Origin of the sequence: Aromatoleum diolicum, assembly GCF_012910955.1 — a bacterium.
In the GTDB taxonomy this organism is placed as follows: Bacteria; Pseudomonadota; Gammaproteobacteria; order Burkholderiales; family Rhodocyclaceae; genus Aromatoleum; species Aromatoleum diolicum.
Genome location: NZ_WTVQ01000026.1, coordinates 1 through 24540, shown reverse-complemented (window position 1 = coordinate 24540; position 24540 = coordinate 1). Strand labels below are relative to the sequence as shown.

Below are 24540 nucleotides of genomic sequence, written 5' to 3'. Positions count from 1 at the left end.
CTAGTGTGACTCCTGAGAGGGGGCGCTATTGTGCACCGCCGCAAGGGCATTCGCCACCCGTTCCATCCGCATGAATCGCGAGCCTTTCACGAGCACCACGGTGCCGGCATCGAGTCGCGGCGAAATTGCCGCAACCAATGCCTCGACTGAATCGAAATGCCGACCACCGTCGCCGAAGTTGTGTGCCGCCACCGCGCTCATCTCGCCCAGTGCAAACAGCTCATCAACCCCCTTGCTCTTAGCATAACCACCAATCTCGTCGTGCAGCTGGGCGCTGGTCGCGCCGACCTCTCCCATGTCGCCCAACACCAGCATCGTGTGTTCGGCAGTTGCCGCCAGCACGTCGATCGCGGCGCGCACCGAGTCCGGGTTGGCGTTATAGGTGTCGTCGACGATCACTGCGCCACCGATGCCCGCCCGCCGCTGCAGACGCCCTGCCGCGCCACTGAAACCGGACAGCCCTTCGGCGACTGCGGCCAGACTCGCGCCCGCGGCCAGACATGCTGCCGCGGCGCCGGCTGCGTTGCGCGCGTTGTGCTCGCCGGGCACGGGGAGGTCGAAGTCCAGCGCGCCAGCCGCAGCGGCAAGCTGAAGATGCGAACCGAGTCCGTGCAGCGAGCAGCGCACCGACACATCGGCGGGCTGATCGACACCGAAGCTCAGCGCCGGACGCCCGGCATTGAGTTCGCGCCAGTACCCCGCATGCGGATCGTCGGCATTGATGATGGCAACGCCACTGTCACCGAGACCAGCATATATCGCGCCCTTTTCCTGGGCGATCTCGACCAGCGACCCCATGCCCTGCAGGTGCGCGCGCTGCGCGTTGGTCACAATGGCCACGGTCGGGCGTGCGATATCCGTGAGATTGGCAATCTCGCCAGGATGATTCATGCCCATCTCGATGATCGCGGCACGGTGCGTGTCTCGCAGTTCGAGCAGGGTCAGCGGCAGGCCAATGTCGTTGTTGAGGTTGCCGACGGTCGCCAGCACCACGTCCGCACCGTGGCCGTCACGCCGAGCCTGGGCACGCATGATGGATGCGCACATTTCCTTCACGGTGGTCTTGCCGTTGCTGCCCGTAACGCCGATCAGCGGGATGGAGAAACGGCTACGCCAGTATGCCGCGAGCTTGCCCAAAGCCAGGCGGGTGTCCTGAACTACCAGCAAAGGCAGCGCCGCGTCCCCATGGGCACCGGCCCAGGCAACATCCACCAGTGCCGCGGCAGCGCCCGCGGCCGCTGCCTGCGCTACGAATTCATGGCCGTCGAAATTGTCGCCACGCAGGGCGACAAACAGCTGGCCGGCACGGATGTGGCGGCTATCGGTGCCAACGGCGGTGAATTCCCCCACGCACGTCATGTGCCATCCCAAGGCCTGAGCGATTTCCTGCAGTGTCAGCATACGCCCGCCCCCCTGGCTCGATTCCATTCCATCAGGGCCGTACGGGCCTGCTCGACATCGGAGAACGGCAGGCGCACGCCCAGCACCTCCTGATACGGTTCATGCCCCTTGCCGGCAAGCACGATCACGTCGTCCGCGCCCGCCTCGCCGATCGCAACACGGATGGCCTGAGCGCGATCGACGACGCACTCGGCCTGCGGCCCGGCGCCCTGCACGATCGCTTCGATGATCTTCATCGGATCTTCACTGCGAGGATTATCACTGGTGACGATTACGCGGTCGGCCAGCTGGCGCGCGACATCGCCCATCATCGGGCGTTTGCCCGCATCGCGGTCGCCACCGCATCCGAAAACACAGATCAGGCGGCCACCGCGCGTCGCGACCGTGCCCCGCACCGATTCCAACGCTTTGGCCAGCGCATCCGGCGAATGCGCGTAATCAACGACCACGAGCGGCTCGCCCACACCACCAACCAGCTGCATCCGCCCCTCGGGCGGAGTCAGCCGTTCAATGACGCGCAAGATGTCGTCCAGCGGCAAGCCGCGCGTCAGCAGCGCACCGGCTACGGCCATCAGATTGGAAACGTTGAACGGCGCGACCATGCGCACCTGCAAATCACTGTGACCACCATCCCACGCGAGCGAAAAGCGCAAGCCTGACGGCGAGCTCTGCAGATCCTCCGCCAGCAGCACGCGCGCACCGGGAACCGCCCCCATGTTTGTTGCGACACGGGTGTACCCGATTACCGGCATGCCCTGTGCCACCAGACGACGGGCCTGGCTCAGTCCGAAGCTGTCGTCGAAATTGATCACCGCTGCACGGATGCCCGGCAGATCGAACAGGCGCGCTTTCGCGACCGCATAGGCGTCCATGCTGCCGTGGTAATCGAGGTGGTCGCGCGTCAGATTGGTAAACACCGCCACATCGAACGCGACGCCATTGACCCGCTCCTGATCGAGGCCGATCGAAGACACCTCCATCGCTGCGGCACGACCGCCTTCCGCGACGAAGCCGGCGAGAATGCGGTGCAATTCGAGCGCATCCGGCGTCGTATTGACGGTGTCCGCCAGCTGCCCCGGAAAGCCGTTGCCGAGCGTGCCGATCACACCGCAGCGCGCATCGAACGACTCGAGGGCGCGCGATAGCCACTGCGTCACGGTAGTCTTGCCGTTCGTCCCGGTCACCCCCGCAACCCATAATTTCTCCGACGGGCAACCGTGGATCTGGTGTGCGAGATGACCACCAAGACTGCGCAGATCCGCGACCGCTATCGCGGGCACCGGCAGGGCCTCCACACGGAAGCCGTCACGATCATCCCATAGCACCGCGGCAGCGCCGCGCTCGACCGCCGCGCCGATGTATCGACGGCCATCGGTCGCAAACCCCGGCCACGCAGCAAACGCATGTCCGGGCTGGACGTGACGCGAGTCGGCGGTGATGCCTGTCGGGTGCACCCCCGCGACATGCAGTCGCTCGATGACGGAACTAGCCATTTGGGCGCTCACATGCTCTCCCGCACGGGAGGAACGGGCTGCCCCGGCTTCTGCGCAAGTTGCAGCGGCACGAGCGGCGCATCCGGCGCCACGCCCAGCGCCCGCAGCGCGCCTTCGGTAATCTGGGCAAACACAGGGGCGGCGACTGCGCCGCCGTAATACTGTCCTGCAGAAGGTTCGTCGATCATCACGGCAACGATAAGGCGCGGATCGGAAGCCGGGGCCAAGCCGACAAAGGATGAAACATATTTGTTGGTGTAGTGCGCGCCTTCGAGCTTGATCGCGGTCCCGGTCTTGCCTGCCACGCGATAGCCCGCGATCTGCGCGCGCGGCGCGGTACCACCCGGGCCGGTGGCCAGTTCCAGCATGCCGCGCATTTCGCGCGCCGTTTCGGGCGAGAAGATGCGCTTGCCACTGACGGGCGGGGTATCAAGACGGGTCAGCGACAGCGGCAGCAGTTCGCCATTGCGTGCGAAGGCCAGGTAGGCGTGCGCCATCTGGATCAGGCTCACCGAAACGCCGTGACCGTAGGACATCGTTGCCTGCTCGATGGGTTTCCAGGTTCGCGCGGGGCGCAGCCGGCCACCGGCCTCGCCGGGAAAACCGAGATTGAGTGGCTTGCCGAAGCCCAAGTCGTCGTAGAGGCGCCACATTTCCTCCGGGGAAAACTGCATCGCCACCTTCACGGTACCGATGTTGGAGGATTTCTGAATGACCTGGGCAACGGTCAGAGCGCCATTGCGGTGCGAATCGGAAATCGTTGCCCTGCCAATCGTCATCCGCCCGGGCGACGTATCGATGACGGTGGTCGGCAGCACCTTGCCGCGATCGAGCGCCAGGCCGACCACGAAGGGTTTCATGATCGAACCCGGCTCGTACACGTCGGTGAGCACGCGGTTGCGGAGTTGCGCACCGCTGAGGTTGGATCGATTGTTCGGGTTGTAGGTCGGGGCGTTGACCAGCGCCAGCACCTCGCCGGTACGCGCGTCGAGCACCACGGCCGCACCGGCCTTGGCCTTGTGGGTCTGCATCGCCTGACGCAATGCCGAATAGGCAAGATACTGGATCTTCGCGTCGACCGACAGCGCCAGATCCTGCCCGTCGCGTGGCGGACGGATCGACTCCACATCCTCGACGATCTGACCGCGTCGATCGCGAATCACCCGTCGCGATCCCGGCTTGCCCGCCAGCGAACCTTCGAACGCGAGTTCGACCCCTTCCTGCCCCTTATCGTCGACGCCAGTGAAGCCGAGGACATGCGCCATCACTTCGCCGCCGGGGTAATAGCGGCGGTATTCCTGCTGTTGATGAACGCCGGCAAGCTTCAGATCGGCGATCTGCTGCGCAATCTCGGGCGACACCTGGCGTTTCAGATAGACAAAATCGCGCCCGGCCGCGATGCGGCGGTTCAGCTCCTGCACATCCATTTCCAGCAGACCCGCGAGCTTGCGGGTATCGGCCGGCGACAAGCTGACGTCCGTTGGAATCGCCCAGATCGAACGCACCGGCGTGCTCACCGCCAGCATGTCGCCATGACGATCGGTGACACGGCCGCGGGTTGCCGGCACCTCCAGCACGCGCGCATAGCGGGACTCACCCTTGGCCTGCAGGAATTCGTTGTTAACGCCCTGCAGATAGGTTGCCCGTCCGACCAGCGCGAGCGAGCACGCCATCAGCCCCAACATCACCACGCGCGGACGCCAGGCCGGCAAACCATTCTTGAGCAGGGGGTTGTGGTTGAAGGTCACGGGGCGCTGCTTTTTCACTTCAGCCCCTCCAGCGAGATCACCTGCCCGGGCACAGGCGGGCGCATGCCGACCTTCTCGCGGGCGATCTTCTCGACCCTTGCGTGCGCAGCCCAAGTACTCTGCTCAAGCTGCAACTGATCCCACTCGACCTCCAGCCCGTGCGCACGGGTCTGCTCGCGCTCGAGCTCGGAAAAGAGCTTGCGTGCCTGATGCTGCGAGGCGACCACACCCAGCGCACTCGCCACGGCAACGGCCACGAGGAAGGCATCCGCACGAATCACGCGGCGACCTCCGTACGCTCGGCCACGCGCATCACTGCACTGCGTGCTCGGGGATTGGCCGCAACCTCGTCCGAACCGGGGCGCGCGGCCTTGCCCACCAGCGACAGGCGCGGCTTCGGCAAATCGGCTGCGCGCACGGGCAGACGCGCCGGCAACTGCGGCGGTCTCGACTCGTCACGCATGAAACGCTTGACGATACGGTCCTCGAGCGAATGAAAGCTGATGACCACCAGACGCCCACCCGGCTTCAGGTGCGCCATCGCGGCCGGCAGGACTAACGACAGCTCTTCGAGCTCTTGATTGATGAAAATCCGTAGAGCCTGGAAACTACGCGTCGCCGGGTGCTGCCCCGGCTCGCGTGTCCGGACCGCTTTTTCCACGATCTCGGCAAGCTGTCGAGTGGTTGCAACAGCCCCCCCTGCCCGAGCAGCTGCAATCGCCTTTGCAATCGCATAAGCAAACCGTTCTTCCCCATAATCCCTGAGCACCTCCGTGATTTGCGCGACAGATGCCTCTGCCAGCCATTCCGCCACGGTTTGCCCGCGGCTCGTATCCATCCGCATGTCGAGCGGCGCATCAAAACGAAAACTCATGCCCCGCAGCGGCTCGTCGAGCTGTGGCGAAGACACGCCCAGATCGAGCAGCACACCATCGACGCACGCAACGCCCAGGCGCTCCAACTCCACGGCCAGCGCGCTGAACGGCGCGTGCACAAGCGTGAGGCGCGGATCTGCGAGCAAACGCCCGGCCTCGATCGCCTGGGGATCGCGATCGAACGCAATCAGACGCCCTTCCGCGCCCAATGCCGAGAGAATCGCGCGGCTGTGGCCACCGCGACCGAAGGTGCCGTCGACATAAACTCCGTCGGGCCGGATTGCCAGCGCCTCGACCGCCTCGGAGAGCAGCACGGTTACATGCGTCGGCGCGCCGCTCACAGAGCCAGACTCTCAAACGCAGCAGGCAGCGCGGCGCTCGCCAACGCCAGCATGGCTTCCTGCTGCTTTTGCCAGCCAGCATCCGACCACAGCTCGAAATGCGTTCCCTGCCCTACCAGCCAGACCTGCTTGTCGAGGCCCGCCCACTGACGCGACGAGGGCGCGATGAGCACTCGCCCGGCCGCATCCAGCTCTTCCTCTTGTGCATAGCCGACGAACAGCCGCTTCAGTGCCGCCGTCTGCTGATCGAGTCCTGGCAAGGACGAGACTTTTTCGCGAATGGGATCCCATGCCGACTTCGGATAGACGAGCAGGCACTGATGGGGATGTGCGGTAACGACCAAGGGCGCCCCGTCGGGAACGAGGGCGTCACGATGCCGCGCAGGAATCGCAAGGCGACCCTTGGCATCAAGACTGAGCGCAACCGCTCCTTGGAACATTAACCCCCCTGGATTTTCTCGGTCGAAGTTACCAAAGAAATGACACTTCAACCCACTTTTCGCCACTGATCCCCACTTTAGAGCAAAGGGAAATCACGGTCAAGCTGAAACCACGGACTTTTCCGTTGCAGCACAATGACTTATGGAACACAAAGACACTGCGATAAAGCCTGAAAAATCAAGGCAGATAGCGCAACTTCATGAGAAACTTCAGGAGATGTGACGATCGCGGGCGCCCACTGTGGGGAGCAGTGGGAAAAACGTGTGGAGAAGTGGCGAAGCGAGGTAGTTAGCGAATGGGAAGTTCGCCGATAAGCCGGGTTTTGTCGAGCGACTGCGGCTTACGCCGCAAGCGCCGGGCAGTCATTCCTCTGGGGGCCGTGTTACCACGGCGCTCTAGCAGCCTACCCGGGAGCAGCGCGAGCCACGCCATTGCTCCCCTATTTGGCCTTGCCCCGGATGGGGTTTACCGTGCCAGTCCTGTTGCCAGTCCTGCGGTGGGCTCTTACCCCACCATTTCACCCTTACCTGATCTCCATCGAAGAACTCTCATTCTTCGATATGGACTTTGCCACCTTGCGGCAGCGACGTCCGAGCCATCGGCGGTTTGCTCTCTGTTGCACTTTCCGTCGCCTCGCGGCGCCCGGCCGTTAGCCGGCATCCTGCTCTGCGGGGCCCGGACTTTCCTCCACGCACACGAGGTACGCAGCGACTGCCTGGCGAACTTCCCGCCACCGATTATACGCGGGCAATCACTGCGCCGCCGGAATAAAGGTCGCGACGCCGTCCTTGAGCCGGAATGCACCCAGAGAAGGGCCCGGCGGCATCCCGCCAACATTGTCCCAATCCTGCACCTGACACTTGGCCGTGCCGGCCAGGTACCAGCGCCCCCCCTGATGCAGTGCCCATAAGCGGTCGCCGGCCTCAAAGATCTCCATCGGCGTCAGTTCGGTACGATCCGGATGGATGGCGACACGCGCCTGGCAATGTGGCAGACGTGAGGCGATGACCGCCTGATTGACGGTACTATCCCAGAAATACGGTTTTTCACGCACCAGGATCAGGGCGTGCTGACTACCCTCGATCATGTAAGCAGTCGCGCTGTTCTCACACGCGGCCAGCAGCGGCAGCAGCGCCAGCGCTGCAAAAAGCTTTTCCCGAGCAATCGGCAGCATGTCGAATCTCCGTTCAGAGCAGACGCCAGGCGAGCAATTCGCCCGCGCGCAGGGGCACCAGGGGATCGCCAACGAGATAGTCGTACGCCGCAGGCACCTCCCAGGCATCCTTCGCCAGCGTAATGCGCTCCGCGTTGGGAGGAAGACCATAGAAGGCGGGACCATTGAGACTTGCGAAGGCCTCGAGACGATCGAGCACGCCTGCCTGTTCGAAGACTTCGGCATAGAGTTCGATCCCCGCATGCGCGGTATAGCAGCCGGCACAGCCGCAGGCGGCCTCCTTCGCGGCGCGCGAATGCGGCGCCGAATCCGTGCCGAGAAAGAATTTCGGACTGCCGGAGGTGGCAGCCTCCACCAGCGCACGACGATGGGTTTCGCGCTTGAGCACCGGCAGGCAGTAATGGTGCGGACGGATTCCGCCCGCGAAAATCGCATTGCGATTGAGCAATAGATGGTGAGCGGTAACGGTCGCCGCGACATTGGCACCGGAAGCGCGCACAAACTGCGCCGCTTCGGCCGTCGTAATGTGCTCGAACACGATGCGCAGTGCCGGAAAACGCCGGGCCAGCGGCGCCAGCACGCGGTCGATGAAGACCTGCTCGCGATCGAACACATCGACGTCGGCGTTCGTCACCTCGCCATGCACGCACAGCACCATGCCGAGCTGCTGCATACGTTCGAGCACCGGATACACCTTCTCGACAGCGGTGACACCGGCATCCGAATTGGTCGTCGCGCCGGCCGGATAGAGCTTCACAGCAATCACCGCGCCGCTTGCCCGGGCGCGATCGATTTCGTCGGGTTCGGTGTTGTCGGTGAGATACAGGCTCATCAAGGGCTCGAAGCTCAACCCGGTGGGCACGGCGGCACGGATGCGGTCGCGATATTCCAGTGCCTGGGCGGTCGTTGTCACCGGCGGGCGCAGATTCGGCATGATCAGCGCGCGGCCAAAACGTTGTGCGGTATGCGGCACGACGGTCGCCAGCGCGGCGCCGTCGCGCACATGCAGATGCCAGTCGTCGGGGCGAATCAGGGATATGGTTTGCATGACGGTTCTAGATCAGGGAATGGCGCAATTATATGCACGCTTTCAACCTGCCTTCAGTTCCAGCGCGCGCGCATACAGCGCATTCCGTGACGCGCCGGTGATTTCCGCAGCGAGTCGCGCAGCCGACTTCACCGGCAGGTCAGCCAGAAGCAGCGCCAACACCCTCTCGGCTTCGACACCCAGACCCTCCGTTGCGGGGGCCCCCGACACGATCACGACGAACTCCCCGCGTGACCGGTTCGGGTCTTCGGCGAGCCAGGCGACCGCCTCGCCGAGCGGCATGCGCACGATCTGCTCGTACAGCTTGGTCAGTTCGCGCGCGATAACGATGTCGCGCGCCGGCTCCAGCACAGCCGCCAGATCTGCGACGCACTCGGCGATGCGGTGCGGCGACTCGTAGAACACCAGCGGTACGGCGAGCGCACGCAGCGCCTCGATCTCCGCCCGGCGGGCCGTCTGACGCGTCGCGAGAAAACCGACGAAGTGGAAACCGTTTTCGACGAACCCGGACGCCGACAGTGCGGCGATCGCCGCGCACGCACCCGGTATCGGCACCACCGGGAAGCCGGCTTCACGCACGCGAGCGACCGCCCTTGCGCCCGGATCGGAGATCGCGGGCGTGCCGGCATCACTGATCAGCGCGACGTGCTGCCCGGCCTCGAGCATGCGGATCACCTGCCCGACCGCGACCTGTTCGTTGTGTTCGTGAAGCGCCAGCAACTTCGCCTTGATCCCGACCGCATCGAGCAAACGCTGACTGTGGCGCGTATCCTCAGCGGCAATCGCATCGACCGCAGCCAGCAGCGCCTGGGCCCGCAGGCTGATGTCCTGCAAGTTCCCGAGGGGCGTCGCCACCACATACAATGACGGCATACTGGACAGGGGCGAAGGGCTGATGGCCATGGAATTGGGCAAACGCGAAAGAGGGGAAGGCATTGTCGGCCGCGCGGCAGGCGCGACGCAAGGGCGCGGCAATGCCGCCGAAGCGCTGGCCGAGCGTTTTCTCACACGAGGGGGGCTGATCGTACTCGGACGCAACATGCGCTGCCGGGGTGGCGAGGTGGATTTGATCTGTCTCGATCGCGGCACCGTCGTGTTCGTCGAGGTCCGGCTACGCAGCAACCCGCGCTTCGGTGGCGCCGCCGCAAGCATCACCGCGACGAAGCGACAGCGCATCGTGCTGGCCGCACGCTGGTGGCTGGCGGGCGCCGGTCGCCGCCATGCCGACCGCCCGTGCCGCTTCGACGCGGTATTGATGAGCGCCCTGGACGAGGCAAGCATCGAGTGGCTAAAGGGCGCATTCGACCTTGGCTGATCGTAAATGACTGTAAAACGCGGTACGCCGTGCATCGGCAGGCGGGCAAACTGCGCGCCTGCAAGACTGCCCGCCGTCCGGCGCTTCGCAAGCGACCGGTGAGTCTGCCGCCCGCGTGCTAGACTTTTCCCCCCGAACGAAGCGACCAGAGCGCACACCATGGACCTGATTCACCGCATCTCCCGACAATTCGAAGACAGCGCGCGCACCAAGCTCGATTCACTGGAAGCGCTGGCCGCCCCGATCGCGGGCGCAGTGGAGATCATGACCGGCAGCCTGCTCAATAACGGCAAGATTCTTTCCTGCGGCAACGGCGGCTCGGCAGCCGACGCTCAGCACTTTACTGCCGAGCTGGTGAACCGCTTCGAAATGGAGCGCCCGCCGCTGGCGGCCGTCGCGCTGACCACCGACACCTCGACGCTGACTTCGATCGCCAACGATTACGACTACACCCAGGTTTTCTCGAAACAGGTGCGGGCACTGGGTCAGCCCGGTGACGTCCTGCTGGCGATCTCGACGAGCGGCAATTCGCCCAACGTGATCGCGGCCATTGAGGCTGCCCACGAGCGCGAAATGCGCGTCATTGCCCTCACCGGCAAGGGCGGCGGCAGCATCGGGGAACAGCTGCGCGACGGCGACGTCCACTTGTGTGTACCCGCCGATCGCACCGCGCGTATCCAGGAAGTTCATCTGCTCGTCCTGCACTGTCTGTGCGACGGCATTGATTGTCTGTTACTCGGAGTTGAGGACCAATGACCAACAAGACCCCTCAAGGCAGCCGCCGAACCTTCATCCTCGCCTTGGGCGCCGCGGCGACCCTGCCACTGCTCCAGGGCTGCTTCCCGCTGGTAGCGGGCGGCGTCGGGGCCGGCGCGGCGATGGTCGCGGACCGTCGCACCTCCGGCGCTTACGTCGAAGACGAAGGCATCGAATGGCGCACCGCAAGCGCACTGCGCGACCGCCTCGGCGATGCCGTGCATGTCAATGTGACGGCATACAACCGCAACGTACTGCTGACCGGCGAAGCCCCCAGCGAAGCGCATCGCGCCGAAGCCGAACGTGTGGCGAGCGGCATCGCCAACGTCAAGGGCATCACGAACGAAATCCAGGTCGCCGGCACCGCGTCACTGACCTCGCGCGGCAATGATTCAATCATCACGTCCAAGGTCAAGGCACGCTTTGTCGATGGGGCCCAGTTCAGTGCCAATCACATCAAGGTCGTGACCGAGGCCGGAACGGTGTATCTGCTGGGCCTCGTGACGCGCCGCGAAGCCGACGCCGCCACCGAAGTGGCCCGCCGTACCGACGGCGTACGCAAGGTGGTCCGGGTTTTCGAATACATCACCGACCAGCAGGCACGGCAACTCGAAGGCAAGTAGACCTGAGCGCAACGCGGCGCAGCGGCGCCGCGTGCGCGGGGCGTCAGCCCTGCGGCATCACGTCATGCAGCACGCCGACGCAGCGCCGCCAGCAGTTTCTCGTGCACTCCGCCAAAACCGCCGTTGCTCATCACCAGCACGTGATCGCCGGGCCGCGCTGCGGCCACCACGGCCGCGACCAGGCCATCGAGCTCTTCGTAGGTCGCAGCGCGCTCGCCGAGCGGCGCGAGGGCGCCGGCAGCATCCCACCCCAGACCGCTTGCGTAGCAGAAAACCTGATCGGCCAAGGCCAGGCTTTGCGGCAGGCGATCCTTCATCACGCCTAGCTTCATCGTATTCGAACGCGGTTCAAGCACCGCCAGAATGCGTCCGGTCGATTCGCGCCGCCGCAGCCCCTCGACCGTCAGCGCAATCGCCGTGGGGTGATGCGCGAAGTCGTCATAGACCGTGACGCCATCGACCATGCCGCGCACTTCCATGCGACGCTTGATGCCCTCGAAGCGCGCGAGGCTCGCAATCGACTGCGCCGGCGTTACCCCCACGTGGCGCGCCGCAGCGATCGCGGCCAGGGCGTTGTTGCGGTTGTGACTGCCGGACATCGGCATCCTCACGCGCCCGAGCTCCTCGCCGCGCAACCGGAATACCGCCTCCGCCTCATCCGCGCCCGATCCAACGGACCAATCCGCAACATCGCCGAACCATTCAAGTTCCGACCAGCAGCCGCGCGCCAGCACGCGCTTCAGGCTGTCCTCGGAGGCATTGGCGACGATGCGCCCGGATGCGGGAATCGTACGTACCAGATGGTGGAATTGCGTCTCGATCGCCGCCAGATCGGCAAAGATGTCCGCATGATCGAATTCGAGGTTGTTCAGGATCGCAGTGCGCGGCCGGTAATGAACGAACTTCGAGCGCTTGTCACAGAATGCGGTGTCGTACTCATCCGCCTCGATGACGAAGAACGGCGAGTCGGTCAGCCGCGCCGACACGCCGAAGTTGCCGGGCACGCCGCCGACCAGAAAGCCCGGGGTCAAGCCCGCATCTTCCAGAATCCACGCCAGCATCGACGTCGTCGTGGTCTTGCCGTGCGTTCCCGCCACGGCGAGCACCCAGCGCCCCTGCAGCACATGCTCAGCGAGCCATTGCGGCCCGGACATATAGGGCAGCCCCCGCTCCAGAATCACTTCCAGCAAGGGGTTGCCGCGCGAAATCGCATTGCCGACCACGAACACATCCGGCGCGAGATCGATCTGGGCCGCGTCGTAGCCCTCGGTCAGGACGATGCCCTGAGCCTCCAATTGCGTACTCATCGGCGGATAGACATTGGCGTCGCAGCCGGTCACCTTATGGCCGGCCGAGCGCGCGAGCAGCGCAACGCCCCCCATGAAGGTGCCGCAAATTCCAAGTATGTGGATGTGCATGAAAACTCCGGGATGCCGGACCGTTGCAATGTGCCTGCAATCGGTCCGTGTAGAATGGGCGGCATTCTACATCGACCGTCAGCCGGACTCGCGACCATGACTTTCCGCGTGCCTCCCTCCAGATCCGGAAACCTGCGGCGTGAAATTGCCGTAGCGGCGGCCCGCATGATGGCCGAGGACGGCATCAGCGATTTCGGCTTTGCCAAGCGCAAGGCGGCGCGTCAACTGGGCGCATCGGACTCCGACGCGCTCCCCAACAACGCCGAGATCGAGGCCGAACTGCGCGCCTGGCAGGCGCTCTACCAGGACGAAGAACAGCCCGAGCGCCTGCTCGAAATGCGCCGTGCCGCAGTCGAGGTGATGCGCCTGCTGGAAGAGTTCCGACCTTACCTGACGGGCGGAGCGTTAGACGGCACTGCGGGACGGTATACCGAGGTCGATATCGAACTATTCCCGGAAAGTGCCAAGGAAGTCGAGATCTTCTTCCTCAATCACGGCATCGCCTACGAACATCGCGAACCGCGCCGCCCCGCCCCGAATGCACCGGAAGCGATCCTGAGCTTTGACTGGGGGCAGGTGCCGATACGCCTATCGCTCTATCACACCCGCGCAGAACGTGCCGGGCGCCGCCATGGCGAGCGCGCGCGCCTGGCCGCCGTCGAGGCGCTGCTTGCCGACAGTGAAGCGGATGCGAAGCAGGTGATCCGTTGAGCGCCGCCGCCAGCCACCGCATGCGCCCGTGGATCCGCAATACCCTGATCGTCGCCGTCGCCGCGCTTGCCGCCTCCGCGGGCTATCTTGCGCAGCGCAACGCCAGTTCGAGCACTAGTGGACAGCCTTATGCGGCACGTAACGCGGGAGCCCCGATCCTTGCACTAACCCTGCCGGACAGCAACGGCGGGCTCCAGGCACTCGAACAGTGGCGCGGCAAGGTTCTGGTCGTGAACTTCTGGGCGACCTGGTGCCCCCCCTGTCTGCGGGAAATTCCGGATTTCGCCCGGGTCAGCGAGCGCTTTTCGGGGGCCGCGGTGCAATTTGTCGGCATAAGCATCGACAAACCGGATAATGTGCGCAAATTCGCCGATGAGCTGAAGGTGCCCTACCCGCTGCTGATCGCGCCGCTACAAACGCTGGAACTCACCACCCCGCTGGGAAACACTGCGCAGGCGCTGCCCTTTACCGCCATTTTCGATCGGCGTGGCGGACTTCAATTAATCAAGCTCGGTACCTTGAACGAAGTCGAACTAGAGGGCAAAATCCGCGCACTCCTTGCCGAGCCCTGAGCCGCCCCCAGTCGCGCCACTGGACAAAATGCAGCGAATTACGGCAAACTTGCCGACATGACGCGCTCAAAACGCAGCAAAACATCCGAGTCGACGCCTCCTCCGCAGACCCGTATCCTGGTCCTGCACGGCCCGAACCTGAATCTTCTCGGCACTCGCGAACCGGACGTTTACGGTCGCACCACGCTCGCAGACATCCATTCCGCAATGGAAGCGCGCGCGCGCGCCGATGGAGTTGTCGTCGAGTCCTTCCAGAGCAATCACGAAGGCCAATTGATCGACCGGGTTCAAGCCGCCGCCGTCGAAGGTGCGGACTACATCATCATCAACCCGGCAGGCTACACGCATACCAGCGTCGCGCTGCGCGATGCGCTGGCCGCGGTCGAGATTCCCTACGTGGAAGTGCACCTGTCGAACGTTCACGCCAGGGAAGCATTCCGGCATCACTCCTATTTTTCCGATCGCGCCACCGGCGTGATCTGCGGGCTGGGCGCCTACGGCTACATGGCCGCACTCGAATTCGCCCTGACGCAACTGCGAAATACCTGACAACAACACCCCCTGACGGCCCTCATGAGGCGCCGTCATGCCCGGAGAACAACATGGATCTGCGCAAGCTGAAGAAACTGATCGACCTCGTCCAGGAATCGGGTATTTCCGAACTGGAAGTGACCGAAGGCGAAGAAAAGGTACGTATCGCCAAGCACGTCGCTGCACCGACTGCCCCCGCCTACGTCACTCATGCGCCGGCCGCCGCGCCCGCCCCGGCAGCCGTCGTCGTGGCACCTGCCGCCGACGCACTGCCGGACGGCCAAGTGGTGAAGTCCCCGATGGTCGGCACGTTCTACCGCGCATCCGCCCCGGGCGCGAAGCCGCTGGTCGACGTCGGCCAGAGCATCACCGCGGGCGACCGCCTGTGCATTATCGAAGCGATGAAACTGATGAACGAGATCGAGTCGGAGTTCACCGGCACGATCAAGGCGATCCTGGTCGAGAACGGTCAGCCGGTCGAGTACGGCCAGCCGCTGTTCATCATCGCCTAAGCCGCCCCATGTTTGAAAAGATCCTGATCGCAAACCGCGGGGAAATCGCCCTCCGCGTGCTGCGCGCATGCCGCGAGCTGGGCATCCGCACGGTGGCCGTCCACTCCGTTGCCGATACCGAGGCGAAGTACGTCAAGCTCGCCGATGAATCGGTGTGCATCGGCCCGGCTCCGTCGGCACTGAGCTACCTGAACGTCCCGGCAATCATTTCGGCCGCTGAAGTGACCGACGCCGAGGCCATCCACCCCGGCTACGGCTTCCTGTCGGAAAACGCCGACTTCGCCGAGCGGGTCGAACAGTCCGGGTTTGTCTTCATCGGACCGCGCGCCGACACCATCCGTCTGATGGGAGACAAGGTCTGCGCCAAGGATGCGATGAAGGCTGCGTCCGTCCCCTGCGTACCCGGTTCTGAAGGTGCCCTGCCGGAAGACCCGAAGGAGATCGTCAAGATCGCGCGTGCCGTCGGCTACCCGATCATCATCAAGGCGGCGGGCGGTGGCGGCGGGCGCGGAATGCGCGTGGTGCATACCGAGGCGGCGCTGCTCAACGCCGTCGCGACAACCCGCGCGGAAGCCCAAGCCGCGTTCGGCAACCCCGTCGTATACATGGAAAAGTTCCTCGAGAACCCGCGCCATGTCGAGATTCAGGTGCTGGCCGACGAACATGGCAACGCCGTCTACCTCGGCGAGCGCGACTGCTCGATGCAGCGCCGCCACCAGAAGGTGATCGAGGAGGCGCCCGCCCCCGGCATCGACCGCAAGGCCATCGCCAAAGTCGGCGAACGCTGCGCGGAAGCCTGCCGCACGATCGGCTACCGCGGCGCCGGCACTTTCGAGTTCCTGTACGAAAACGGCGAGTTCTACTTCATCGAGATGAACACCCGCGTGCAGGTCGAACACCCGGTCACCGAACTCATCACCGGCATCGACATCGTGCAGGCGCAGATCCGCATCGCGGCGGGTGAAAAGCTGTGGTTCCGCCAGCGCGACATCGAATTCCGCGGTCATGCGATCGAATGCCGCATCAATGCCGAGGATCCGTTCAAGTTCACGCCCTGCCCGGGCAAGATCACCAACTGGCACATGCCCGGCGGCCCCGGCATCCGTGTCGATTCGCACGTCTACAACGGCTACACGATCCCGTCGCATTACGATTCGATGATCGGCAAGCTGATCGCCTATGGCGACACCCGCGAACAGGCGATCCGCCGCATGCGCATCGCGCTGTCGGAGATGGCGGTCGAGGGCATCAAGACCAACGTGGCGCTGCATCAGGAACTGATGCTCGACGCGCGTTTCGTCGAGGGCGGCACCAGCATCCATTACCTGGAGCACAAGCTGGCCGACCGCAACGAAGTCAAGAAAACCTGACGCCCGCCCGGAACACGCTGATCATGTGGATCTCGGTAACGCTGCAGGCGGAAGCAAAGAAGGCTGAAGCACTATCGGACGCGCTGATGGACGCCGGTGCGCTGTCGATCAGCATCGAGGATGCCGATGCCGGCACCGACGCCGAGAAACCGCAGTTCGGCGAACCCGGCCATCATCCGGTCGGGCTGTGGGATCACAGCCGCGTCATCGCGCTCTTCGACGCCAATGCGGATCTCGCCGTCGCGCTCGCCCGCGCAGCGGCCGACGCAGGCTTCGACGGCGTTCCACCCTTCACGTTGGAAGAAGTTGCGGAACAGAACTGGGTACAGCTCACGCAAAGCCAGTTCGACCCGATCCACATCACCGACCGGCTGTGGATCGTGCCCTCATGGCACACCGCACCCGATCCGTCGGCAATCAACATCGAACTCGACCCCGGCATGGCCTTCGGCACCGGCTCGCACCCCACTACACGGCTGTGTCTGCAGTGGCTGTGTGATGCGGTAACGCCCGGCGCGACGGTGCTCGACTACGGCTGCGGCTCCGGCATTCTCGGCATCGCCGCCGCGCGCCTGGGCGCGGGCGACGTGCTCGGCGTGGACATCGACGACAAGGCGCTCGAGGCCGCCCGCGACAACGCCGAGCGCAATGCCGTGACGGTCCGCCTGCAGCATTCGGGCAAGCCCCTCGAAGCGCGTTTCGACGTCGTGGTCGCCAATATTCTGACCAATCCGCTGTGCGTACTGGCCCCCTTGCTTACGGCGCGGGTAGCGCCGGGAGGGCGCATCGCGCTTTCCGGGGTGCTCGAAACCCAGACGGAACAGGTAATCGCCGCCTATGCCCCGTATGTGTCGCTGCGCGTCGGCGCCATCCACGAAGGCTGGGCGCGACTCGAAGGCATCCGCTTGGCGGATCAAGTCGGCGTCGCCTGATGTTCGCCCGCTGCCCGGCTTGCCACACGGTATTCCGGGTACGCCCCGAGCAGTTGCGTGCGCACCTGGGGCAGGTCCGTTGCGGCAACTGCCTTAACGCCTTCAACGCGCTGGAACATCTGCAGGAGGAGCCCCCTCCCACGCGAGCCGCGCCGTCAGCCATTCCCGCGACGCCCGCACAAGTACAAGTGTCGCCGACGGCACAACCTGTCCCACCCACCGCGAGCGCAGAGGCCCCCGATCGGCTCGACAGCTTCTTCGTGCTCGAGGACAAGACCGAGGACAGCTTTTCGGATCAGCTCGACTTCGAGATTCCGGACGCGCTCGTCGCGCCGCGCAATCCCGCAGGACAGGCGGCCAGCACACGTGTCGAACCGGACACTTACGAAGCGCCCTCGTTCACGTTCGAATCCTCGGCACCACACGACCAGACGCCGGACGCAGCGGCGACACCATTCGTAGAGATCGAACCGTGGAGCCACATCGGCAGCGATGGCACTGAACCCTTCGTTGCATCCCCGACCCGAGATCAGATCAACGCGACATCTTCGGCGGAACCGGAAGCCGGGCTTTCGGCCGAGCCGGAAACGGAGTTGCCCTTCCCGCAGGCACCAGGCGTTGCGAGCGCGCCGGTCTCGTCGGGTGACGCAGCGTTCATCCCGCCCGCCAGCGAAATCGAAAACGAGAAGGAGGCGGAATCCGGTACGCGGCAAGCCGCAGAACCGGATTTTTCGCATCTGGACGAGACGTACGGCCCCGCCGCCGCTCCTCCCGGGCGGCGCTGGCTGTCGGGCCTGGGAATCGGTGTTCTCGCGGGTACGCTGGCCGCCCAGTCTATTTACCTGTTCCGCGCGGAGATCGCCCGCGACTGGCCGGCATTGCGTCCAGCGCTGGTCGCCGCATGCCAGGCCTTGAACTGTAGCGTCGCCCTGCCGCGCGTTGCCGGTGCAATCAGTGTCGAGGCCTCCGATCTGCAGGCCGAACCCGGCAAGCCCGGGCGCTTCCTGCTCAACGCCACGATCCGCAATCGTGCCCCGCATCCGCAAGCCTACCCGCACCTGGAGCTTACCCTCACCGACGCACGCGATCGCCCCTTGGCGCGGCGCGTGCTGACGCCGCAGGACTGGACGCCCGGCGCCGACATCGAGGGCGGCTTCGATGCGGGACGCGACATCGCGGTCACACTGCCTTTCGAGGCCCCCGGTCTCGACGCAGCCGGTTACCGCATCTACGTCTTCTATCCCTGAACAATCACGTCGCACCAAAGGCCATGGAACGCCCCACCCACGAAACTCACGAAAGCCCGTTCAAGGGCAAAACAGGGCTGATGCGCGTTCTGAATGCGCTGCGCTACTCGCTTGAAGGCCTGCGCGCAGCGCTCAAGCACGAGGACGCCTTTCGTCAGGAATGCATCCTTGCCGCCATCCTGATCCCCGTGGCGCTGTTCATGCCCACGAGCGCAATCGGGAAGGCAATGCTGATCGGTAGCGTGTTATTGGTCCTGATCGTGGAATTGATCAACTCCGCCATCGAAGCGACCGTCGATCGCGTGTCGCTCGAACATCATCTGCTGGCGAAACGGGCCAAGGACATTGGCAGTGCGGCAGTTCTGCTCGCACTGATCAACCTTGCGATGGTGTGGGGGCTGGTGCTCTTCGGCTGATCGCCGGACAGGCGTCGTCTCTCACGCCGGGGCTGCCGTCAAACGACAGCCCCGCATCCCATCCGCCGAGCCGCCGCCCTAGCTCCGTGCTATACACGCCGCGGCCACCGCACCGGCCGGCCTGCGGGTTCCTGCACGATTCACCATAACGCTTCTCCAAATGCCGCCACAAAGCGGGCCCCGATTTCCTCGCGTCCGGGCGCGTGATTCTGTCCACCGCGGCTCGCAATCTTGATCGATCCCATCAGCGAAGCCAGGCGTCCGGTACGCGTCCAGTCGTAACCATTGGCAATGCCGAAAAGCAGCCCCGCCCGGTGCGCATCCCCGCACCCCGTCGGATCGACAAGCTCATCCGCCTTAACGCACGGGATCTCGATGCACCCACCATCCGCGTATATCAACGAACCCTCCGGTCCGAGCGTGACGACCAACGCATCGACCTCGTCCGCCAGTTGCGCCAGCGAGCGGCCGGTCCTTTCGCACAACAACTTCGCCTCGTAGTCATTGACCGTGCAATAACTGGCCAGTTTCAGGCAGTGCAGCAGCTCCTCACCCGAGAACAGCGGCATCCCCTGCCCCGGATCGAACACGAACGGGACGCCCGCTTCGGCAAACTGCGCGACGTGATCGAGCATGCCCTCGCGGCCATCGGGCGAGACGATGCCCAGCCTGACGCCCGATGCATCCTGCACCCGGTTGAGGTGGGAATGACTCATCGCTCCGGGATGGAAGGCGGTGATCTGGTTGTCGTCCAGATCGGTGGTTATGAAGGCCTGCGCGGTGAAGGTATCGGGGACATGGCGCACGTGATCCTGCCGCAGACCGAGTTTGTGCAGGCGCTGGCGATACGGCTCCGCGTCATCGCCCACCGTCGCCATGATCAGGGGATCGGCGCCGAGCAGCTTGAGGTTGTATGCAATGTTCCCGGCGCAGCCGCCATACTCGCGCCGCATGTCGGGAACGAGGAAGGACACGTTCAGGATGTGGATCTGCTCGGGGAGGATGTGACGCTTGAAATGATCATGAAATACCATGATCGTGTCGTAGGCGACAGAGCCGCAGACGAGGATGGACATGAGGAGCCCTTGTCGAAGAAATAGCCCGTCATTATAGGCTGCGGGGCCGCAACGCCGCCCCATACCGCAGGAGCGGCTTCAGCCGCGAACGGGCCGTGGCAAAGGTGTTCGCGGCTGAAGCCGCTCCTACAAGAGGTGTGCCGGCGCTACAAGGCCGCGCGCAGTTTCTCCGCCATCGCTTCCAGTGCCTCGCGCGATGGATTTTTTGCCGGCCATGCCAGTTCAAGGCCGTCGCCTTCCCAGCGCGGCAAAACATGGATGTGGAAGTGGAACACCGTCTGGGCGCCCGCCTTCTCGTTCGCCTGGAAGAGCGTCACGCCTTCACAGCCGTAAACCGCCTTGACTGCGCGCGCCATGCGGGCCGCAGTACGGAATACCGCACCGGCAAGATCGTCGTCGAGTTCATAAATGTTGGCGCAATGCGGCTTGACGACCACCAGCATGTGGCCGGGGTTCACCGACTGCAGATCCATGAAAACCACTGTCGACGCATCCTCGTACACCTTCGAGGCGGGCAGCTCACCATTCACGATGCGGCAAAAAACACAGTTATCCATATCCTCTCCTTGAGCATGCGGGGCTTGTTCTCACCCCCGTCACGGCATCGTAACGGCGGCGTCATGCCGTCGCAACGCACTGTTTCGAGAATGGCGCGAACAACACCAGAAGAGGACGCGCACCATGCTCCAGAAACAGCCGCAAACCGCCCCGCGCAAAGGACACAGCCTGCACGTCGGGCTAGCCACCTGTGAAAGCGAAATCCTCGAAGCACAGAAACTGCGCTACCGCGTGTTTGCCGAAGAATTGGGCGCGCGCCTGCCGAGCCGCAGCCCCGGTGTGGACCGCGACATCTACGACCCGTTTTGCGAACACCTGATCGTGCGCGACGAGGCCGAGGGGCGCATCGTCGGCACCTATCGCATCCTTTCGCCCTCCGCGGCGCGCAAGGTCGGTGGTTACTATTCCGAGAACGAGTTCGATCTGACGCGTCTGCACCACCTGCGCAGCCGCATCGTCGAAATTGGCCGATCGTGCATCGACGCCGACTACCGCAGTGGTGCCGTCATCGCGCTGCTGTGGTCGGGCCTCGCCCGTTACATGCAGGAGAACGCCTACGACTACCTGATCGGCTGCGCCTCGGTCAGCATGGCCGATGGCGGACATGGCGCCGCGAGCCTGTACAATCGTCTCAAGGATGTCCACGCCTCGCCGCTCGAATACCGCGTGTTTCCGCGCTGCCCGCTGCCGCTTGAGCGCCTGCGCAACGACCTGCCGGGCGAGGCGCCACCGCTGATCAAGGGCTACCTGCGCGCCGGCGCGTGGATCTGCGGAGAACCGGCCTGGGATCCGGACTTCAATACCGCGGATCTGCCGATCCTGCTCCAGATGAACCAGGTCGACGGCCGCTACGCCAGACATTTCATGGGACGCAAAGACTGAAACCGGCAGCCCCCATCTCCCAAACCAGCCCGCAGACCGGACGGATCGTCCGCTGCTGGCGTTACCTGCGCCTCGCCCTGCACATCGCGCAGGCCATGCTCATCGCCCTGGCCCATCCGCTCATTCAGCAGGGCACGCGCCGCAAACTGCGCCAACGCTGGTCGCGTCAGCTGCTCGCACTGCTCGGAATCGAACTTCACGCTACCGGAGAGCCCCTCCAGCCAGGCTGCATGATTGTCGCCAATCACATCTCCTGGCTCGACATTTTCGTCGTCAATGCGCTTGCCCCATCCGCCTTCGTGTCGAAAGCCGAAGTCCGCAACTGGCCGCTCGCCGGCTGGCTCGCAGAGAAGAACGAAACCGTGTTCCTGCGTCGTGGCAGCCGCGGACATGCGAAGATCATCAATGCGGAAATCGGCACGCTGCTCGACGCCGGCGGAACCGTCGCGATCTTCCCGGAAGGCACGACCTCCGACGGCAGCCACGTCCTGCATTTTCACGCCGCGCTGCTGCAGCCCGCGATTGAATCCGGCCACCCGGTCCAGCCGGTCGCGATCTCCTACCACACCCCGGACGGAGCACGCAGCCGCGCCCCCGCCTACGACGGGGACATCAGCCTGGGGCAGTGCCTCGCGCACATTGTCGCGGAACCGCGACTCGTCGCGCGCCTCCATGCGAACACTCCGCTGGATACGCGCGACACGCGTCGGCGCGAACTGGCGGAGGCCGCACGCGTGTGGATCATCCAGAGCATCGACGACCGGGAACGCCCGGACAACGAGAGAACCAACGAAGTCCCCGTTTGCGGCTGACGCCGCGCCTACAGATCAGTCGGGCGCTTTTTCTGGCGACTTTCCAACCCGGCCTAGGCCTGAACCTGGAACACCTCGCCATCCTCCAGCCGCACCGCGGTGAGCTTTCCGCCCCACACGCAACCCGAGTCAAGCGCGATCAAGCCCGGCATGCGATAGAAGCCCAGCGCGGACCAGTGGCCGCAAACAATCGTGTGGGTACGGTTGAAACGGTCCGGCACCATGAACCACGGCATCGTATCCGCCGGGGCCTGCGCCGGCGGTCCCTTGGCTCGCAGCGCCATGCGGCCATCGGCGGTGCAGAACCGCATGCGGGTCAATGCATTGACGACAACTCGATACCGATCCCAGCCAGTCAGGTTTTCCGACCAGCTCTCGGGTTGATTGCCACCGAGATGCAGCAGCAGCTTTTTCGAGTCCGGGCCGTTCAGCGCCGCGCTCACTTCGTTCGCCAGTTCCTGCGCCTTGCCAATCGTCCAGCGAGGCAGCAGACCCGCATGCAGCATCGCGTAATCCCCTTCGACATGCATCAGCGGACGACTGGCCACCCAGGCGAGCAAGACATCACGGTCCGGCGCCTCGAGCACCTGGAACAGCGTGTCGTCATCATCCAGACGCTTATGCCCCGCCGCAACCATCAATAGGTAAAGATCGTGATTGCCGAGCACCACCGTCGCAGCATCACCCAGATCACGCAGAAACCGCAGCGTCTGCACCGACTCCGGCCCGCGATTCACCAAGTCGCCGACCGCCCACAGCCGGTCGACCGCCGGGTCGAACGCAATCCGCTCCAGCAGCCGCAGCAGCACGGAGTAACAGCCCTGGATGTCACCTATCGCGTATATCGCCATTAGTCACTACGTAGCGCATCGCCGCCAATATGCACGTCGATGCGAAAGAAAATCGGAAATAGATAATTTTTGTCGCCTAGGATGCCCCCGCTGGGTGCGACAACTATCTTGGATCGGCGGATTATGAATCGTCTATCCGATCTCACATATCTGCAAGACGCAACGAGTCCGATACGTATAGATCGGGCGGCTGCGATGAGAGACTCAGGAGTGTCGTTTCTGAATCATTTTCGAACAGAAGTGCGTCTGACCCAGATTGATCTGCAGTTTCAGTAATATCAGTCATGGCTAGCGGAGTCGAACTATCGCTCCCGCTTGCATTCCAGGCCAAGCTCCCTCCTTCCACCAGCAACACTTCTCCATCCTGAATGTACGCCAAGTAGCTTTCATCGAAAGTCTCGATCGAACCTAGATACTGCCACACGCCCTTGAGCGTCAATTGATTGGACGGATCGCCCAGTTTGAGGAAGAGGGTGTCGCCCGTGCCGCTCAGACCCAGCCCCGTCAGACTCGAGCGATCAAAATCCGAACCCGCCGTGATCTCCCGAACATCACTCGCGGATAAGGCAATCGTGCGCCCAACCACCCCGCTGGCCGCCACGTCGAGCATCTCGATGCTGCGCACGCCGATTTCCTGCGCATACGCCGGATTCGTCGCATCAACCCCCGTCTGGTTCGTCGAACGATTCAAGTCATAGCGCGCATTCCACACGAGCGTGTCGAAACCCGATCCCCCATCGACCGTATTGATCGCATCACCACGCAGATTGAACTGCCGCCCCGCCAACTCGATGATGTCGTCTCCCACCCCACCATCAATCCCGAACGCGCCGTTGCCGAAGACCCCCACATCCGCCAGCGTCGCCCGAACCACGATCCGGTCCGAGCCATCCCCGCCGAACAGCCCCGAATCCGCGCTGCGCGAACCCTCGACATGCCCCACCTCGATCAGGTCGTCGCCGCCCCCACCCTCGACCCGCAATGCCCCGGCGTACTGACCATCCCGCGTCGCCGCCAGAATCGTGTCCGCCCCCTCGCCCCCGGACAATCGAAGCTGCTCCGTCGTGTACGCATTCGAACCATCAAACGTCAGTACATCCGACCCCGCACCACCGTCTGCCACCACCCCCGCCAGATCATTGAGCGTCGGTGCAGTCAGGGTCACGGTGTCATCCGTCCCGACGCCGGTGAATGACGCACTCCCATTGGCCAGCTTCACCCTGTTGGCGGCCCCCTGAAACAGCAAAACGCTCCCTTCGCTTTCAAAGGCGAAGTAGCTTCCCGCCTCTGTCGATAGTCCTCCGCGGAGTTGCCACACGCCCTTGAGCGTCAATTGATTGGACGGATCGCCCAGTTTGAGGAAGAGGGTGTCGCCCGTGCCGCTCAGACCCAGCCCCGTCAGACTCGAGCGATCAAAATCCGAACCCGCCGTGATCT

At 64.1% G+C, this 24540-nt stretch carries 26 protein-coding genes, 1 other RNA gene and 1 pseudogene; 13 read left to right on the top strand and 15 right to left on the bottom strand.

The annotated features are described in order from the left end of the window. From GPA25_RS15175 to rsmI, 10 genes are all read right to left on the bottom strand, one after another. Positions 1 to 1401 carry a UDP-N-acetylmuramoyl-tripeptide--D-alanyl-D-alanine ligase gene (locus tag GPA25_RS15175; RefSeq protein ID WP_169261256.1) on the bottom strand — a complete coding sequence of 467 codons (1401 nt, stop codon included), beginning with the start codon at positions 1399 to 1401 and terminating at the stop codon, positions 1 to 3. Further along, positions 1395 to 2894, bottom strand: a complete 1500-nt coding sequence (locus GPA25_RS15170) for a UDP-N-acetylmuramoyl-L-alanyl-D-glutamate--2,6-diaminopimelate ligase (protein WP_211163145.1) — start codon at positions 2892 to 2894, stop codon at positions 1395 to 1397. Before GPA25_RS15170 ends, GPA25_RS15175 begins: the two co-directional genes overlap by 7 nt. An 8-nt stretch (positions 2895 to 2902) precedes the next feature. Beyond that, positions 2903 to 4660 (bottom strand): penicillin-binding transpeptidase domain-containing protein, encoded by a 1758-nt coding sequence (locus GPA25_RS15165; RefSeq protein WP_169261254.1) that lies wholly within the window; start codon positions 4658 to 4660, stop codon positions 2903 to 2905. After that, the gene (ftsL, locus tag GPA25_RS15160) at positions 4657 to 4923 is read right to left on the bottom strand and encodes a cell division protein FtsL (RefSeq protein ID WP_169261253.1); all 267 of its coding nucleotides are present in this window, start codon (positions 4921 to 4923) and stop codon (positions 4657 to 4659) included. The genes GPA25_RS15165 and ftsL overlap by 4 nt, the downstream gene beginning before the upstream one ends. Further along, the gene (gene rsmH, locus GPA25_RS15155) at positions 4920 to 5858 is read right to left on the bottom strand and encodes a 16S rRNA (cytosine(1402)-N(4))-methyltransferase RsmH (protein ID WP_169261252.1); all 939 of its coding nucleotides are present in this window, start codon (positions 5856 to 5858) and stop codon (positions 4920 to 4922) included. The genes ftsL and rsmH overlap by 4 nt, the downstream gene beginning before the upstream one ends. Beyond that, positions 5855 to 6298, bottom strand: a complete 444-nt coding sequence (mraZ, locus tag GPA25_RS15150; RefSeq protein ID WP_169261251.1) for a division/cell wall cluster transcriptional repressor MraZ — start codon at positions 6296 to 6298, stop codon at positions 5855 to 5857. The genes rsmH and mraZ overlap by 4 nt, the downstream gene beginning before the upstream one ends. A gap of 296 nt (positions 6299 to 6594) precedes the next feature. Further along, positions 6595 to 7026, bottom strand: an RNA gene (rnpB, locus tag GPA25_RS15145) — RNase P RNA component class A. Positions 7027 to 7050: 24 nt separating this feature from the next. After that, positions 7051 to 7473: a hypothetical protein gene (locus tag GPA25_RS15140; protein ID WP_169261250.1), complete on the bottom strand. Its 423-nt coding sequence runs from the start codon at positions 7471 to 7473 to the stop codon at positions 7051 to 7053. A gap of 13 nt (positions 7474 to 7486) precedes the next feature. Then, a complete protein-coding gene (gene pyrC / locus GPA25_RS15135; protein WP_169261249.1) occupies positions 7487 to 8521 on the bottom strand; it encodes a dihydroorotase in 1035 nt (344 codons plus the stop codon). A gap of 42 nt (positions 8522 to 8563) precedes the next feature. Further along, entirely contained in the window at positions 8564 to 9394 is an 831-nt protein-coding gene (rsmI, locus tag GPA25_RS15130; RefSeq protein WP_246265737.1) for a 16S rRNA (cytidine(1402)-2'-O)-methyltransferase, read from the bottom strand. Between the two features lie 28 nt (positions 9395 to 9422). Between rsmI and GPA25_RS15125 the strand changes: the two genes are divergently transcribed. The 3 genes from GPA25_RS15125 (at position 9423) to GPA25_RS15115 (ending at position 11215) form a co-directional block, all read left to right on the top strand. After that, positions 9423 to 9836 carry a YraN family protein gene (locus GPA25_RS15125; protein WP_169261289.1) on the top strand — a complete coding sequence of 138 codons (414 nt, stop codon included), beginning with the start codon at positions 9423 to 9425 and terminating at the stop codon, positions 9834 to 9836. 159 nt (positions 9837 to 9995) lie between these two features. After that, entirely contained in the window at positions 9996 to 10592 is a 597-nt protein-coding gene (locus tag GPA25_RS15120) for a phosphoheptose isomerase (protein ID WP_169261247.1), read from the top strand. Then, on the top strand, positions 10589 to 11215 hold the full coding sequence (locus GPA25_RS15115) for a BON domain-containing protein (protein ID WP_169261246.1): 627 nt from the start codon (positions 10589 to 10591) through the stop codon (positions 11213 to 11215). The genes GPA25_RS15120 and GPA25_RS15115 overlap by 4 nt, the downstream gene beginning before the upstream one ends. Before the next feature lie 62 nt (positions 11216 to 11277). Here the strand turns inward: GPA25_RS15115 and mpl are convergent, their stop codons facing one another. Beyond that, a complete protein-coding gene (gene mpl, locus GPA25_RS15110) occupies positions 11278 to 12633 on the bottom strand; it encodes a UDP-N-acetylmuramate:L-alanyl-gamma-D-glutamyl-meso-diaminopimelate ligase (RefSeq protein ID WP_169261245.1) in 1356 nt (451 codons plus the stop codon). A gap of 165 nt (positions 12634 to 12798) precedes the next feature. Here mpl and GPA25_RS15105 point away from each other — a divergent pair, with 165 nt between their 5' ends. From GPA25_RS15105 to GPA25_RS15070, 8 genes are read left to right on the top strand one after another with little or no spacing between them, the layout of a single operon-like run. Next, positions 12799 to 13344, top strand: a complete 546-nt coding sequence (locus GPA25_RS15105) for a hypothetical protein (protein WP_211163143.1) — start codon at positions 12799 to 12801, stop codon at positions 13342 to 13344. After that, a complete protein-coding gene (locus GPA25_RS15100; protein WP_343034949.1) occupies positions 13341 to 13916 on the top strand; it encodes a TlpA family protein disulfide reductase in 576 nt (191 codons plus the stop codon). The genes GPA25_RS15105 and GPA25_RS15100 overlap by 4 nt, the downstream gene beginning before the upstream one ends. 57 nt (positions 13917 to 13973) lie before the next feature. Beyond that, positions 13974 to 14465: a type II 3-dehydroquinate dehydratase gene (gene aroQ / locus GPA25_RS15095; RefSeq protein WP_169261243.1), complete on the top strand. Its 492-nt coding sequence runs from the start codon at positions 13974 to 13976 to the stop codon at positions 14463 to 14465. Positions 14466 to 14518: 53 nt separating this feature from the next. Beyond that, complete coding sequence (gene accB / locus GPA25_RS15090) at positions 14519 to 14959, top strand: acetyl-CoA carboxylase biotin carboxyl carrier protein (RefSeq protein WP_169261242.1); 441 nt, start codon at positions 14519 to 14521, stop codon at positions 14957 to 14959. Positions 14960 to 14967: 8 nt separating this feature from the next. Next, the gene (gene accC / locus GPA25_RS15085; RefSeq protein WP_169261241.1) at positions 14968 to 16329 is read left to right on the top strand and encodes an acetyl-CoA carboxylase biotin carboxylase subunit; all 1362 of its coding nucleotides are present in this window, start codon (positions 14968 to 14970) and stop codon (positions 16327 to 16329) included. A gap of 23 nt (positions 16330 to 16352) precedes the next feature. Continuing rightward, positions 16353 to 17261 carry a 50S ribosomal protein L11 methyltransferase gene (gene prmA, locus GPA25_RS15080; protein WP_169261240.1) on the top strand — a complete coding sequence of 303 codons (909 nt, stop codon included), beginning with the start codon at positions 16353 to 16355 and terminating at the stop codon, positions 17259 to 17261. After that, positions 17261 to 18508, top strand: coding sequence for a DUF3426 domain-containing protein (locus GPA25_RS15075; RefSeq protein WP_169261287.1), 1248 nt, complete (start codon positions 17261 to 17263; stop codon positions 18506 to 18508). Before prmA ends, GPA25_RS15075 begins: the two co-directional genes overlap by 1 nt. A 23-nt stretch (positions 18509 to 18531) precedes the next feature. Beyond that, the gene (locus GPA25_RS15070; RefSeq protein WP_169261239.1) at positions 18532 to 18924 is read left to right on the top strand and encodes a diacylglycerol kinase; all 393 of its coding nucleotides are present in this window, start codon (positions 18532 to 18534) and stop codon (positions 18922 to 18924) included. Between the two features lie 140 nt (positions 18925 to 19064). On the opposite strand, the gene GPA25_RS15065 is transcribed toward GPA25_RS15070, so the two are convergent. Beyond that, a complete protein-coding gene (locus GPA25_RS15065; RefSeq protein WP_169261238.1) occupies positions 19065 to 20000 on the bottom strand; it encodes a carbohydrate kinase family protein in 936 nt (311 codons plus the stop codon). A 146-nt stretch (positions 20001 to 20146) separates the two neighbouring features. Then, complete coding sequence (locus GPA25_RS15060) at positions 20147 to 20557, bottom strand: HIT family protein (RefSeq protein WP_169261237.1); 411 nt, start codon at positions 20555 to 20557, stop codon at positions 20147 to 20149. A 124-nt stretch (positions 20558 to 20681) separates the two neighbouring features. Here GPA25_RS15060 and GPA25_RS15055 point away from each other — a divergent pair, with 124 nt between their 5' ends. Together GPA25_RS15055 and GPA25_RS15050 are read left to right on the top strand one after the other, a co-directional pair. Beyond that, the gene (locus GPA25_RS15055) at positions 20682 to 21440 is read left to right on the top strand and encodes a GNAT family N-acetyltransferase (protein WP_169261236.1); all 759 of its coding nucleotides are present in this window, start codon (positions 20682 to 20684) and stop codon (positions 21438 to 21440) included. A 95-nt stretch (positions 21441 to 21535) separates the two neighbouring features. After that, positions 21536 to 22252, top strand: a complete 717-nt coding sequence (locus tag GPA25_RS15050) for a lysophospholipid acyltransferase family protein (RefSeq protein WP_169261235.1) — start codon at positions 21536 to 21538, stop codon at positions 22250 to 22252. Positions 22253 to 22305: 53 nt separating this feature from the next. Here GPA25_RS15050 and GPA25_RS15045 read toward each other — a convergent pair whose 3' ends face one another. Together GPA25_RS15045 and GPA25_RS15040 are read right to left on the bottom strand one after the other, a co-directional pair. Further along, a complete protein-coding gene (locus GPA25_RS15045) occupies positions 22306 to 23103 on the bottom strand; it encodes a symmetrical bis(5'-nucleosyl)-tetraphosphatase (RefSeq protein ID WP_169261234.1) in 798 nt (265 codons plus the stop codon). Positions 23104 to 23245: 142 nt separating this feature from the next. Then, positions 23246 to 24540, bottom strand: a pseudogene (locus GPA25_RS15040) (hypothetical protein); the annotation flags it as partial.

Bases quoted from the DNA above. Each gene is read 5' to 3' on its own strand.
- GPA25_RS15175 (WP_169261256.1), bottom strand. From the start codon at position 1,401: ATGCTGACACTGCAGGAAATCGCTCAGGCCTTGGGATGGCACATGACG.
- GPA25_RS15170 (WP_211163145.1), bottom strand. From the start codon at position 2,894: ATGGCTAGTTCCGTCATCGAGCGACTGCATGTCGCGGGGGTGCACCCG.
- mraZ (WP_169261251.1), bottom strand. From the start codon at position 6,298: ATGTTCCAAGGAGCGGTTGCGCTCAGTCTTGATGCCAAGGGTCGCCTT.
- GPA25_RS15140 (WP_169261250.1), bottom strand. From the start codon at position 7,473: ATGCTGCCGATTGCTCGGGAAAAGCTTTTTGCAGCGCTGGCGCTGCTG.
- pyrC (WP_169261249.1), bottom strand. From the start codon at position 8,521: ATGCAAACCATATCCCTGATTCGCCCCGACGACTGGCATCTGCATGTG.
- rsmI (WP_246265737.1), bottom strand. From the start codon at position 9,394: ATGCCGTCATTGTATGTGGTGGCGACGCCCCTCGGGAACTTGCAGGAC.
- GPA25_RS15125 (WP_169261289.1), top strand. From the start codon at position 9,423: ATGGAATTGGGCAAACGCGAAAGAGGGGAAGGCATTGTCGGCCGCGCG.
- GPA25_RS15120 (WP_169261247.1), top strand. From the start codon at position 9,996: ATGGACCTGATTCACCGCATCTCCCGACAATTCGAAGACAGCGCGCGC.
- GPA25_RS15115 (WP_169261246.1), top strand. From the start codon at position 10,589: ATGACCAACAAGACCCCTCAAGGCAGCCGCCGAACCTTCATCCTCGCC.
- mpl (WP_169261245.1), bottom strand. From the start codon at position 12,633: ATGCACATCCACATACTTGGAATTTGCGGCACCTTCATGGGGGGCGTT.
- GPA25_RS15105 (WP_211163143.1), top strand. From the start codon at position 12,799: ATGATGGCCGAGGACGGCATCAGCGATTTCGGCTTTGCCAAGCGCAAG.
- aroQ (WP_169261243.1), top strand. From the start codon at position 13,974: ATGACGCGCTCAAAACGCAGCAAAACATCCGAGTCGACGCCTCCTCCG.
- accB (WP_169261242.1), top strand. From the start codon at position 14,519: ATGGATCTGCGCAAGCTGAAGAAACTGATCGACCTCGTCCAGGAATCG.
- accC (WP_169261241.1), top strand. From the start codon at position 14,968: ATGTTTGAAAAGATCCTGATCGCAAACCGCGGGGAAATCGCCCTCCGC.
- prmA (WP_169261240.1), top strand. From the start codon at position 16,353: ATGTGGATCTCGGTAACGCTGCAGGCGGAAGCAAAGAAGGCTGAAGCA.
- GPA25_RS15075 (WP_169261287.1), top strand. From the start codon at position 17,261: ATGTTCGCCCGCTGCCCGGCTTGCCACACGGTATTCCGGGTACGCCCC.
- GPA25_RS15070 (WP_169261239.1), top strand. From the start codon at position 18,532: ATGGAACGCCCCACCCACGAAACTCACGAAAGCCCGTTCAAGGGCAAA.
- GPA25_RS15065 (WP_169261238.1), bottom strand. From the start codon at position 20,000: ATGTCCATCCTCGTCTGCGGCTCTGTCGCCTACGACACGATCATGGTA.
- GPA25_RS15060 (WP_169261237.1), bottom strand. From the start codon at position 20,557: ATGGATAACTGTGTTTTTTGCCGCATCGTGAATGGTGAGCTGCCCGCC.
- GPA25_RS15055 (WP_169261236.1), top strand. From the start codon at position 20,682: ATGCTCCAGAAACAGCCGCAAACCGCCCCGCGCAAAGGACACAGCCTG.
- GPA25_RS15050 (WP_169261235.1), top strand. From the start codon at position 21,536: ATGCTCATCGCCCTGGCCCATCCGCTCATTCAGCAGGGCACGCGCCGC.
- GPA25_RS15045 (WP_169261234.1), bottom strand. From the start codon at position 23,103: ATGGCGATATACGCGATAGGTGACATCCAGGGCTGTTACTCCGTGCTG.